Annotated in this window: 11 protein-coding genes and 1 pseudogene; 11 read left to right on the top strand and 1 reads right to left on the bottom strand. The window is 69.6% G+C overall.

Annotated features, from left to right (window positions below; all coding sequences use genetic code 11):
• Positions 1–188: 188 nt before the first annotated feature.
• Positions 189–2,882, bottom strand: a complete 2,694-nt coding sequence (locus BT264_RS22925) for a winged helix-turn-helix domain-containing protein (RefSeq protein WP_072441035.1) — start codon at positions 2,880–2,882, stop codon at positions 189–191.
• A gap of 250 nt (positions 2,883–3,132) precedes the next feature.
• On the opposite strand from BT264_RS22925, the gene BT264_RS22930 reads away from it, so the two are divergent.
• From BT264_RS22930 to BT264_RS22975, 11 genes and pseudogenes are all read left to right on the top strand, one after another.
• A complete protein-coding gene (locus BT264_RS22930) occupies positions 3,133–4,050 on the top strand; it encodes a universal stress protein (RefSeq protein WP_072441037.1) in 918 nt (305 codons plus the stop codon).
• A gap of 18 nt (positions 4,051–4,068) precedes the next feature.
• Entirely contained in the window at positions 4,069–5,049 is a 981-nt protein-coding gene (locus tag BT264_RS22935; protein WP_072441038.1) for a quinone oxidoreductase family protein, read from the top strand.
• 10 nt (positions 5,050–5,059) lie between these two features.
• Positions 5,060–5,908 (top strand): TauD/TfdA dioxygenase family protein, encoded by an 849-nt coding sequence (locus BT264_RS22940; protein ID WP_072441040.1) that lies wholly within the window; start codon positions 5,060–5,062, stop codon positions 5,906–5,908.
• A gap of 128 nt (positions 5,909–6,036) precedes the next feature.
• A complete protein-coding gene (locus tag BT264_RS22945) occupies positions 6,037–7,092 on the top strand; it encodes a beta-keto acid cleavage family enzyme (RefSeq protein ID WP_072441042.1) in 1,056 nt (351 codons plus the stop codon).
• A 156-nt stretch (positions 7,093–7,248) separates the two neighbouring features.
• Positions 7,249–8,577 carry an MFS transporter gene (locus BT264_RS22950; protein WP_072441044.1) on the top strand — a complete coding sequence of 443 codons (1,329 nt, stop codon included), beginning with the start codon at positions 7,249–7,251 and terminating at the stop codon, positions 8,575–8,577.
• A gap of 17 nt (positions 8,578–8,594) precedes the next feature.
• Positions 8,595–9,188: an RBBP9/YdeN family alpha/beta hydrolase gene (locus BT264_RS22955; RefSeq protein WP_072441046.1), complete on the top strand. Its 594-nt coding sequence runs from the start codon at positions 8,595–8,597 to the stop codon at positions 9,186–9,188.
• Positions 9,189–9,321: 133 nt separating this feature from the next.
• Positions 9,322–9,495, top strand: coding sequence for a hypothetical protein (locus BT264_RS39300; RefSeq protein WP_167347848.1), 174 nt, complete (start codon positions 9,322–9,324; stop codon positions 9,493–9,495).
• A 1-nt stretch (position 9,496) separates the two neighbouring features.
• Positions 9,497–9,658 (top strand): annotated as a pseudogene (locus tag BT264_RS40095) (type II toxin-antitoxin system death-on-curing family toxin); the annotation flags it as partial.
• A gap of 46 nt (positions 9,659–9,704) precedes the next feature.
• Positions 9,705–9,887, top strand: coding sequence for a hypothetical protein (locus tag BT264_RS40100; RefSeq protein WP_256260700.1), 183 nt, complete (start codon positions 9,705–9,707; stop codon positions 9,885–9,887).
• 374 nt (positions 9,888–10,261) lie between these two features.
• Positions 10,262–11,437: an ABC transporter substrate-binding protein gene (locus BT264_RS22970; protein WP_072441050.1), complete on the top strand. Its 1,176-nt coding sequence runs from the start codon at positions 10,262–10,264 to the stop codon at positions 11,435–11,437.
• 49 nt (positions 11,438–11,486) lie between these two features.
• On the top strand, positions 11,487–12,566 hold the full coding sequence (locus tag BT264_RS22975) for an ABC transporter ATP-binding protein (RefSeq protein WP_072441052.1): 1,080 nt from the start codon (positions 11,487–11,489) through the stop codon (positions 12,564–12,566).
• Positions 12,567–12,600 lie beyond the last annotated feature (34 nt).

Consider the following 12,600-nt stretch of genomic DNA (forward strand, 5'->3'; position numbering starts at 1 on the left):
TGCGGAGAATCGAAGGGCGGTCAGGGCCTGTTCACGCTGAAAACAGGCTGGCGAACATGCCTTTCCGCCCGTCCCTCAACGGGTCTTCCTTTGGGCGCGTGCAAGGCGAGAGGAGGCGCAATGGCCGCAGCTATTGCAACGACGAACGACGCCGCAATGCGGGCGGAACAGGCCGTTTCAGGCCAGCGTCAAGGTGCGCTTTCGAGCAGCCCGAGCACCAGTGCGCGGCGCACCGCATGCTTGCGCGAGCTGGCGTCGAGCTTGCCGAACAGGTTCTTCAGGTGCCACTTCACGGTTTCCTCGCCGACGGCGAGCGCGACCGCGATCTCCTTGTTCGACAGGTTGCGCGCGAGCAATTCGAGAATCGCGCGCTCCTTCGGCGTCAGCACGACGCTCGGCACCGCGCGCGGGCTGCCCGCGCCGCGCGGCGCGGGCGGCACGATGCGCGGCTGCGGCAGCGCGTGCCGCGCGGGGCCGTCGCCGGCGGCCGCCTCGTCTCCGACGCGGCGGGCCCAGTCGGCAACGGCCGGATGCGCGTCGGCAAGCGTGCGCGTGAGCCCGAACATGTCCGCGAGGTTCATCGCCTCGTCGAGCAGTGCGCGGCCGCTGCCGCCCGACTGTTCGAGCGCGAACGCGCCGAGTGCCATGATCTCGATGCGCTCGCGCCCCATGCTCATTTCGCGGGCCAGCACGGCCGCTTCGTCGAGCGCGGCGCTTGCGTCGTCCCAGCGGCGCGCGGCGAGCGCCGCGCCGGCATGCGCGGTCGCCTGCAGCAGCACGACGGGGCGCCGCCACAGCGGCCCGTGCGACGGAAACTCGGCCGCGGCGATCGCGTCGATGCGCTCGACGAGCGCATGGCAGGTCGCCTCGCGATAGCGCGCCGCGTGAATCCGCACCTGCTCGGCGAGACTCGCGACCGACAGGCGCGGCAGCCGGCGCGCAACGCCCATTGCGTCGAGTGCCTCGAGCAGGTCGATCGCGCGGTGCTCGACGCCGCGCAGCAGCGCGATGCGCGCGGCGGTGCGATAGCCGAGCAGCACGGTGTCGGGCGTGCCCGCGTGTTCGAGCACGTCGAGCCGGTTCGCGAGCAGCGCGGCGGCCTGGTCGACGCGGTCGGCCTCGTAGGCGATCGCCGCGCACATGGCCGCGAGCATGCAGGTCAGCGGATGGCGGCGGCCGAGATCGGCTTCCGCGCGCGCCAGCGCCGGCGACAGCGCGTCGTCCGCGAGCCGGATCTGGCCTTCGCGCAGGTAGCTCAGGCCCGTGATCAGCTCGCCCCAGCGCGCGACGTAGCCGAACCCGGCCGCCGTCTCGCCGCGCGGCGCGGCCTGCTGGAAGCGGCGCGCCTGCGCCGGTTCGCCGACGATGATCGCGCGCGCCGACAGCCGGTTCGCATGCATCTGCGCGAGCCACGTCGCCGCCGGCGGCGTGAAGTCGGCCCACGGTTCGAACAGTTCGACGAAGCGATCGATTTCATCGGCGTAATACGCGGCCGCGCTGAGGATCAGCGCGCATTCGTAGCGCATCGCGGCCGGCGTGCCGGAGTCGGCCAGGATGCCCGCGATCTGGCGCTGCGCCTCGACATGGCGCTCGCCGAGCGCCAGCGCCCATGCGACCGCGATCCGCAGCGTCGGGCGCTTGTCGAGCTCCGCGTCGGGCAGCAGTGCGAGCCAGTCGAGCACGTCGTTGATGCGGCCCTGCTTGATCGCATCCTCGAGGCAGCGCTGCGCGAGCGCATACGCGGTCTCGACCTGGCCGGCCGCATACGCGTGGCGCGCGGCTTCCTCGGTCATCCCGTGCGCGTCGAGCCACGCGGCCGCGCGCGCATGCAGCACGCTGCGCTCCGCGTCCGGGCCCGCGGCCAGGCGGTCGCGCAGCGTGTCGCGCACGAGCGGATGCAGCCGGCACCAGTCCGAATCGTCCGATGCAATGAACAGCGGCGTGTCGCGCGCGAGCCGCGCGAGCCGGTCGGGCGCGCCTGCGTCGTCGAGCAGCGCGGCGCACAGCGACGGATGCAGGCGATCGGCGACGCTCGTGCGCGTCAGGAACGCGGTGTCGTCGGCCGACAGGTTCGCGAGCAGTAGTTCCACGAGCCGGTCGCGCGTGCCGTCCACACGTGCGGCGAGCGCGTCGACCGCCTGGCGCGGATCGGCCGAGCGCGCCATCGCGGCCATCGCGAGTTGCAGCCCGAGCGGCCAGCCGTCGACGCGTTCGAACAGCCGCGCGCACGCATCGGCGTCGACGCGCTGCGCGAAGCGCGCGCCGACCAGCGCGATCGTCTCGTCGAGCGTGAAGCGCAGCCAGTCGGGGCCCGCGAGCGTGCATTGCCCGCCGGCGAGCAGGTCGCCGGCCGCGCGATCGAGCCCGCGCCGCGCCGCGACGACCACACGCAGGTTTTGCGGCGCGTTGTGCAGCACGTAGGTCAGCGCGTCGAGGCCGGCGGCCGGCAGCCGCTCCGCGTCGTCGACGATCAGCAGCGCGTCGATCGACAGTTGCGCGACCTCGGCCAGCCACGCGGTCAGGCCGTCCAGCGCGCGTGCCGCGCCGCCCGGGATCAGGCGCCCGAAGCCGGGCCGCGCGCAGCCGGTGCGCACCGCCTGCACGAGCCCCTGCAGCAGCCGCGGCGCGTCGTCGCGCTCGTCGGCCGACAGCCACACGACCGCGCGGCCGAGCGCGAGGTATTCGCGGCGCCATTGCGCGAGCAGCGACGTCTTGCCGTAGCCGGCCGGCGCCTGCACGAGCGTGACCGGACGGCCGTCGAACGCCGGTGCGGCGAGGCTCAGCCGCGCGCGGGCGAGCAACTGCGCCGGCACGCGCGGCGCGGTCGTCTTCAGGACCAGTTCGGTGGGGGGCGCGTCGGTGCGATCGGGTGGGTGGGCCATCGGGGCAGCAGTCGGAATCCGGCGGTGCCGTGCGGGCCAGCGTCCGGGGTGGGCGTGGGGGGAAGGATCGGCCGAACCGCGTTCGCGCGTCAATCCCCCCCGCGACGAGTGGGGCCGCACCGGCGCCGTGCCGATAGCATGGGTTCCGATGCATGACGAATGACGAACACCACGAGGAGGGCACCCATGAAGATCGTATCGACCGGCGCGCTGTGCAGTGCGTCGACCGCCGGATAAGCGGAGCGGCGCGATGTACCGCCATCTGCTCGTGACGGTCGACGGCGCGCCCGGCGGCATCGACGCGATCGGCCATGCGCTCGAACTGGCCCGTGCGGTCGGCGCGCGGGTCACGTTCGTGCTGCCCGGTGCCGCGCCGGACTCGCGTTTATCCGGAGCGCGGCTGCCGGAACACGGTGCGAAAGTGGAAGCCGCCGCCCGGGCGCAGGGCTTGTCCCATGCGATTGCGGGGGCCGGCCACCCGGCGGCCGGCGACACGTCGCCCGGCACACTTGCCGGCGAGCTCGGCTGCGACCTGATCTGTGTCGCGGCGCTGCCGCACGATGCCGATGCGGCAACCTGCGCGCGGCGCCAGCATCTGCTCGCGACGAGCGGCGTGCCGGTGCTCGTATGCACGTCGCAGCGTTCGCCGGCCGAGGCGCGCGTGATGGCCCGCTGCCTCGATGCGCATCGCGCGGTCGGCGTGCTGCTGCAAGCGCTGATGGCGTGCGGCGATGCCGCGAACGGGCCGCGGCGGCAAGCAGTCGACGCGCAGGATGTGCTGGCGTCGCTCGCCGCGCTGCAGCACGCACGTTTCGGCACGGCTGCCGAAGCGCGGCTGTTCGCGGCATTGCGCGCCCGTGCGGAGTGCGTCGCGGCCGAGCTGGACGAACTCGACCGCCAGCGGCAGCGCGACGCGCAAGCGCTCGACGCACTGGCGCGAATCGCCGTGGACGGGCTGCCGTCGGCCGCGTTCGACACGGCGCTCGCGCGCTATGCACACGGCGCGTTCGAGCAGATGGGGCGGATGGAAGGCGTGATTTTTCCGGCCGCGCGGCGCTACCTGGCCGACGCCGACTGGGCCGAACTGGACGAGCCGCAGGCGGCCGGCGCAGCCGCGACGCCGCCGGGCACGAACGAACCCGACGATGCGCGACGCGCATCCGACTGACACCATACGGAGAACAAGATGGCACATGCAGTGCGATTCCACGAAACCGGCGGCCCCGACGTGCTGCGCTGGGAAGCAGTCGACGTCGGCGATCCGGGCCCCGGCCAGGTGCGCCTGCGGCACGAGGCGGTCGGCCTGAACTTCGCCGACACCTATTTCCGCAGCGGCCTGTATCCGGTGCCGCTGCCGTCCGGCATCGGCGTCGAGGCGGCCGGCGTGGTCGAAGCCGTCGGCCCCGGCGTGACGAACGTCGCCGCCGGCGATCGCGTGACCTATACGGGCTTCATCAACACGCTCGGCGCGTACGGCACCGAACGGCTGATCCCGGCCGCGCCGCTGATCCGGCTGCCGGCCGGCATCGCGTGCGACACCGCCGCGGCGATGACGATGCGCGGGCTGACGTCGGCGTACCTGCTGCGCCGCATCCACGCGTTCGCGCCGGGCGACACGCTGCTGCTGCACGCGGCCGCCGGCGGCGTCGGGCTGATCGTGTCGCAATGGGCGAAGCTGCTCGGGCTCACGGTGATCGGCACCGTGTCCAGCGAACACAAGGCCGATATCGCCCGCGCGCACGGCTGCGACCATACGATCGACTACAGCCGCGAGGATGTCGCGAAACGCGTGCGCGAACTGACGGATGGCGCGGGCGTCGACGTCGTGTTCGACAGCGTCGGCAAGGACACCTTCGAAGGCTCGCTCGATTCGCTGAAGCGGCGCGGACTGATGGTGTGCGTCGGCACCGCGTCGGGCCCGATCCCGCCGTTCGATCCGCAACGCCTCGCGATGAAGGGCTCGCTGTACCTGACGCGCCCGGCGCTGGCCGACTACATCGCCGACCCGGCCGAGAAGAACGACCTGGCCGGCGAACTGTTCGCGCATGTCGCGGCCGGCCGCATCCGGATCGAGATCAACCAGCGCTATGCGCTGCAGGATGCCGCGCAGGCGCACCGCGATCTCGAATCGCGCAAGACGACCGGTTCGTCGGTGTTCATCGTCTGAGGAGGCGCGCATGCGAGTCGAACCCCTGACCTGCGCGATCGGCGCGGAACTGCTGGATGTGAGCCTCGCCGACGCCGTGCACGACGACGGCCTGTTCGCGGAGATCCGCGCGCAGTTGCTCCGGCATCGCGTGCTGTTCCTGCGCGACCAGGACATCACGCGCGCCGAGCACGTCGCGTTCGCGCGGCGCTTCGGCGAACTCGAGGATCATCCGGTCGCCGGCAGCGATCCCGAGCACCCGGGGCTCGTGCGGATCTACAAGTCGCCCGACCAGCCGAACGACCGCTACGAGAATGCGTGGCACAGCGATGCGAGCTGGCGCGTGGCGCCGCCGTTCGGCTGCGTGCTGCGCTGCATCGAGGGTCCGCCGGTCGGCGGCGACACGATGTGGGCGAACATGGTGCTCGCGTACGAGCGCCTGCCGGAACACGTGAAGCAGCAGATCGACGGGCTGCGCGCGCGCCACAGCATCGAGGCGAGCTTCGGCGCGGCGATGCCGATCGACAAGCGCCTCGCGCTGAAGGCGCAGTATCCGGACGCCGAGCATCCGGTCGTGCGCACGCATCCCGAAACCGGCGAGAAGGTGCTGTACGTGAATGCGTTCGCGACGCACTTCACGAATTTCCACACGCCGGAGCGCGTGCGTTTCGGGCAGGACGCGAACCCAGGCGCAGGCCAGTTGCTGCAATACCTGATCAGCCAGGCCACTATCCCCGAATACCAGGTGCGCTGGCGCTGGAAGAAAAACAGCGTCGCGATCTGGGACAACCGCAGCACCCAGCATTACGCGGTGATGGACTACCCGCCGTGCGTTCGCAGGATGGAGCGCGCGGGCATCGTCGGCGACGTACCGTTCTGAGCGCGCCCGCACCTTAACCGATTCGCAACCCCATGCAACGCGCCGGGCCCGCCGCCCGACGCGGCGGGATACGCACGCCCGTACGCTCGGACACAACCCGAATACAACGATTTCCACTGGAGGACGACATGCAATTTCTCGACGATTCGCTGCACCCGGAAAACCAGGACAAGGTAGTCATCACGGTCGCGCCGTACGGCCCCGAATGGATGCCCGCCGATTTTCCGGAAGACATTCCGGTGACGATGGACGAGCACGTGCAGAAGGCCGTCGACTGCTACAACGCGGGCGCGACGGTGCTGCACCTGCATGTGCGCGAGCTCGACGGCAAGGGCAGCAAGCGGCTGTCGAAGTTCAACGAACTGCTCGGCCGGCTGCGCGAAGCCGTGCCCGACATGATCCTGCAGGTGGGCGGCTCGATCTCGTTCGCGCCGGAAGGCGACGGCGCGGAAGCGAAATGGCTGTCCGACGACACGCGGCACATGCTCGCCGAGCTGAGCCCGAAGCCCGACCAGGTGACGGTCGCGATCAACACCGTGCAGATGAACATCACCGAGCTGATGAACCGCAACGACATCGCCGGCACGTCGCTGAACGAAACCGCGTACTGGGACGCGTACCGCGAGATGACCGTGCCGGCCGGCCCCGGCTGGGTCGACGAACACCTGCGGCGCCTGCAGGCGGCCGGCATCCAGCCGCATTTCCAGCTCACCGGCATGCACGCGCTAGAAACGCTCGAACGGATCATCCGCCGCGGCGTCTATCGCGGTCCGCTGAACGTCACGTGGGTCGGCATCGGCGGCGGCTTCGACGGCCCGAATCCGTACAACTTCATGGAATTCGTGCGGCGCTGCCCGGACGGTGCGTGCATCACGCTCGAATCGCTGATGAAGAACGTGCTGCCGATCAACACGATCGCGATGGCGCTGGGCCTGCATCCGCGCTGCGGGATCGAGGACACGATCATCGACCAGAAGGGCAACCGGATGACGTCGGTGCAGCAGGTCGAGCAGTGCGCGCGCATCGCGCGCGAACTCGGCCGCGACATCGCGACCGGCAAGGAAGCGAAGGCGATCTACCGGATCGGCGTGCAGTACGACGGTATCGACGAAACGCTCGCGCAGCTCGGGATGGCGCCGAACCGCCGGCCGGGCCAGGTGAGCGTGCCGCTGCGCGCGGCCTGACGCGCGGCGCATCCGGGCGGCCCGCGAGCGCCGCCCGCCGATCGATGTGGTGCGGCACCCACCCTCGCGCAGCGCGCGAGGCAAGCTCCGCCGAACGGAGCGGGGCCGCGCAAGCCGCGCCGGCGCGTTATCGCGCCGGTGCCGGAGGAGACACGCATGTTGATTCATCATGTCGAGCCGTCGCTGCAGAGTCTGACGGCCACCGAGCGGCGCGCGCCTGCGTACGCGTGGCTCGTGTTCGGGCTGACCGTCGGCCTGCTGCTGTCGGACTACATGTCGCGGCAGGTGCTCAACGCGGTGTTTCCGCTGCTCAAGCATGCGTGGAACCTGTCGGACACGCAGCTCGGTTCGCTGTCCGGCGTCGTCGCGCTGCTGGTCGGCCTGCTGACGTTTCCGCTGTCGGTGCTCGCCGATCGCTTCGGCCGCGTGCGCAGCATCGTGCTGATGGCCGCGTTGTGGAGCATCGCGACGCTCGGCTGCGCGCTGTCGACCAACTACGCCGAAATGCTCGTGGCGCGCGGCCTCGTCGGGCTCGGCGAAGCCGCGTACGGCAGCGTCGGCGTTGCGCTGATCCTCAGCATCTTTCCGGCCCGCCTGCGCGCGACGCTGACCGGCGCGTTCATGGCCGGCGGCGCGTTCGGCTCCGTGTTCGGGATGGCGCTCGGCGGGCTGGTCGGCGCGCATCTCGGCTGGCGCTGGTCGTTCGGCGTGATGGCCGCGCTCGGCATCGTGCTGCTCGCCGCGTATCGCTGCGCGGTGACCGAACGGAGGCTTGCTGCCTGCCGCGTCGAGCCGTGCCGGCGCGATGCCGATGCGCCGCGCGACCTGCGCGGCAGCGTGCGTGCGCTGGTGTCCGGGTTGTTCGCGTCGCGCTCGGTGATCTGCGCGTATCTCGGCAGCGGGCTGCACCTGTTCGTGCCGGGCGCGCTGTTCGCATGGCTGCCGAGCTACCTGAACCGCTACTACGCGATGGCGCCCGACCGTGCCGCCGTGCTCGCGGCCGGCTTCGTGCTGCTCGCGGGCGTCGGGATGGTCGGCTGCGGCATCGTCACCGACCGCGTCGGCCGCGCCGACGGTTCGCGCAAATGGCTGACCGCGATCACGTATTGCGTGCTGACGGGCATCTGCCTCGCGGTCGCGTTCCGGCTGCCGCCCGGGCCGCTGCAGCTCGCGCTGATCTGCGCGGGCATGCTGGTCGGCGCGGGCGCGTCCGGCGCATCGGGCGCGATGGTCGCGAACCTGACGCCGGCCGCGATCCACGCATCGGCGTTCGCGACGCTCACGCTCGCCAACAACCTGCTCGGCATGGCGCCGGGCCCGCTGCTGACGGGGTGGGTCGCCGATCGCGCCGGGCTCGTCGGCGCACTGCAATGGATTCCCGTCGTGCCGCTCGCGGCCGCCGTGCTGTTCGCGATCGGACGCGCGAGCTACACGGCCGATCTCGCGCGCGTCGAACGCGAACGGCGCGCGACACACCTTTCCTGAACCCTCCCGGAGGCTGCATGACCCTGGCGACCACGCCCACCATCCTGATCGTGCCCGGCTTGCGCGATCACGTCGAAGACCACTGGCAGACGCACCTCGAACGGCGCCTGCCGAACGCACGCTCCGTCGCGCCGCTGGAAGCCGACAAACTGAGCCGCGCCGCGCGCGTCGGGGCGCTCGACGCGGCGCTGGCCGAGATCGACGGCCCCGTGATCCTCGTCGCGCACAGCGCGGGCGTGATGATCGCCGTGCACTGGGCGCGGCAGGCCACGCGCGCGATCCACGGCGCGCTGCTCGCTGCACCGGCCGATCTCGATACGCCGATGCCCGACGGCTATCCAACCCCCGAAGCGATCGATGCGCACGGCTGGACGCCCGTGCCGACCGCACGGCTGCCGTTCCCGAGCCTCGTCGCCGCGAGCCGCAACGATCCGCTCGCGCGCTTCGAACGCGTCGAGGCGCTGGCGGCCGGGTGGGGTAGCAAGCTCGTCGATCTCGGCGACGTCGGGCACTTGAACCCGGCGTCCGGCTATGGGGAGTGGCATGACGCGGAACGGCTGATCGGCGAGGTGGTTGCGCTCGGCGAAAGCCGCGCCGATTTGATCGATTGACACGCCTGCATTGTTTTCCTGCGCGGACGTTCTGAGGCGGTTCGTTGGGTGCTACGATTGGCCGAAGTGTCGCCGCCGCATGCCAATGCGGGATAAGTGGCTGATTACTATTATTTTTTATCGGAAATCTGTCATGGCTCCCAAAAGGAAAACGCTGTACGGAGTCGAGCTGAAACCTCGCACGATCATTCGCCCCACGACGGAGGTCAAGGTTTCGACCGAAACCGAGAAAGGCGACGTGCTGCGTGCAGCACGAAAAGTCATTACCGAACACCGGGACGTTCTGATCGCGCTGAAGGACCGCTGATTTGCTGGATCTCGATTACGTCATCACCATTCACGACGAGATCATCCGGGACCTCGGCGGCCTCAGCGGTTTCGCTCATGCCGGCCGAGGCGGCGTCGAGGCCGCTCTCCATCGCGTCGAAAATCATGTTCATTACGCGGGCCTTGATGACGTGTTCGGTATTGCCGCGACCTATGCCATCGCAATCGCGCGCGGCCATGTGTTTAATGATGCAAACAAACAAGCGTACCGGCCTCACTTGCGCATTGACGTATATGGAGCGGCAAGGTATCTCGATTCCTCGCCTTGCCGATCTCGAAGACCTCATGGTCGATGTCGCCGACGGCAGCGTCACGAGCGAGGAACTGGCCGAGTATTTCAGTGCGGTCTGGGAATTGTCCCTGTCCCGTTGAAACCCTGCCTCACGCAGCCATTCTCTGCGGCCTTGTCTTGATGACCGCGCGCCGATAACCTGCACGGGCTCGATACCTCTTCCGGATATCCGGTCGACGTTGCATTCCTCCCACGAAACGCGCCGACCGGGCGTTCCGACGCACCGGCCTGATTCCGCCCCCTCACGCCGACATACGATGTCCTAACACGCTGCATTCAAACTGCGGCAGCACACCTGGCATCTGTTCGGCCTGTTGAATTGCAACATAGCAGAAGGGTTTTTGTCAGGGAAAGTCCCGCCCCGCGCGTCATGGTTTTTTGTTGACCGACATCGTATAACGCCGTCATGATTTCCCGAAAGAAAGGTCCCATCCACCGACCGAAGCGAGGAGACATGAACACAACCACGATCGCGCGCCGTGCCCGCCGGATTGCCGTCGCGCTGGGCTTCACGCTGACGGTGGCAGGGGCCGCGACGGCCGTTGCCGCGCCCGTGTCGCTGAACATCGTCGACGTCGCGGGCAACCTACAGCTCACGCAGAAGGCCATCGAAGCCTTCAGGGAAAAGAACCCGAACCTCGTATCGAACGTCACGTTCACGAACGCGCCGGCGCCGCAGTTGCCGGGCAAGATCAAGGCGATGCAGGCGGCCGGGCGCTCCGACATCGACCTCGTGCTGACGGGCACCGACGCGCTGGCCGCCGGCATCGAACAGAACCTGTGGCAGAAACTGCTGCCCGACGATGCGGCCGCGTTCCCCGGCGTGCTCGACAAATACGCGCCCGGCCCGCGCAAGATGCAGGATCTCGCGCAGGGCTTCGGCCTCGCCGTCACCTACATGCCGGCCGGCCCGCTGCTCGAATACAACCCGGCGAAGGTGAGCAACCCGCCGAAGACGCCCGACCAGCTGCTCGCGTGGTGCAAGGCGCACCCGAACAAGCTGATCTACGCGCGCCCGGCGAACTCGGGCCCCGGCCGCACGTTCCTGATGGGGCTGCCGTACGTGCTCGGCGACAAGAATCCGCAGGACCCGATCAACGGCTGGGACAAGACCTGGGCGTTCCTGAAGGCATTGAACGACTGCGTCCCGTACTACCCGGGCGGCACGTCGGCCGTGATGAAGGAGCTCGGCGAAGGCACGCGCGACATGACCGTGACCGTCACCGGCTGGGATCTCAACCCGCGCGCGCTCGGCATCGTGCCGGCCGAGTTCAGGGTCCAGGCGTTCGACAACATGACGTGGGTCAACGACGCGCACTACATGGTGATCCCGAAGGGCGTGCCGAAGGAAAAGCTCGACGTGCTGTTCAAGCTGATGAACTTCCTGCTCGAACCGGCGCAGCAGGCGATGACCTACGACGACGGCTACTTCTATCCGGGCCCGGCGGTGAAGGGCGTGACGCTCGAGATGGCACCCGCGCACAGCCAGGAGGTGATCCGCAAGTTCGGCCGACCCGAATACGCGAAGCTGCTCGCCGATCGTCCGCACGTACAGCCGCTCAGCGCGCAGGCGATGGTCGCCGCGTTCCAGAAGTGGGATCGCGAGATCGGTTCGCAGAAATCGAAATGACGCTTGAACCGGCGGGCGCCGCGGCGCCCGTGTGCATGGAGTTCGCGCAATGAAGCACAGTTTCGAACGGCTGCGGCTCGACGGCGTGTCCCGCAGCTTCACCAATGCGGAGGGCGCGCAGGTCGCCGCGCTGGACGGGCTCGACCTCGAGATCCGGCGCGGCGAGTTCATCGCGCTGCTCGGCCCGTCGGGCTGCGGTAAGTCGACGGCGCTGAACTGCATCGCGGGGCTGCAGCCGCTCACGAGCGGCGGCATCTGGCTCGACGACACGCGCATCGACGTGCTGCCGCCCGAGCGCCGCGGCTTCGGGATGGTGTTCCAGAACTACGCGCTGTTTCCGCACATGTCGGTGCTCGACAACGTCGGCTTCGGCCTCAAGATGCGCGGCATGGCGAAGCAGGAAACGCGGCGGCGCGCGCAGCAGGCGCTCGAACTCGTGCAGCTCGTCGGCCATGAAGGCAAGCTGCCCGGGCAGTTGTCGGGCGGGCAGCAGCAGCGCGTCGCGATCGCACGCGCGATCGTCATCGAGCCGCCGCTCGTGCTGATGGACGAGCCGCTGTCGAACCTCGACACGAAGCTGCGCATCGAGATGCGCGCGGAGATCCGCCGTATCCACACGCAGCTCGAACGCGCGACGATCTACGTGACGCACGACCAGGACGAGGCGCTGTCGATGGCCGACCGCATCGTCGTGATGAAGGAGGGCGTCGTGCAGCAGGTCGCGTCGCCGAAGGACGTCTACACGCGCCCGCACAACCTGCATGTCGCGCGCTTCATGGGCTATCGCAACGTGCTGCCGTTCACGCTCGAAGGGATGGCCGGCGACTGCGTGAACGTCGCGGCCGGCGGCGTGCGTCTCGCGGGCGTGCCGATGGCCGGCTTCGACGCGAAGGACGTCGTGGTCGCGCTACGCCCCGACGACATCGAGCGGGCGGACGACGCCGGCGACAACGCGTTCGACGCGACGGTCGAAACGGTCGAGTACGGCGGCCGCGATTCGCTGATCCGCGCGATCGCGCCGTTCGGTTCGATCTGGGCGCGCGTGGCCGGCGAATTCGCGGAAGGCGAACGGTTGCGGCTGCGCGTCGCGCCGTCGCGCACGCTCGTCTATGCGGGAGACGCGGCATGAGCCGCCCGGCCGCGGCGCTGTCCCGCCGGGAGGC

Source organism: Burkholderia sp. NFPP32, assembly GCF_900119325.1.
GTDB classification, from domain to species: domain Bacteria; phylum Pseudomonadota; class Gammaproteobacteria; order Burkholderiales; family Burkholderiaceae; genus Burkholderia; species Burkholderia pyrrocinia_C.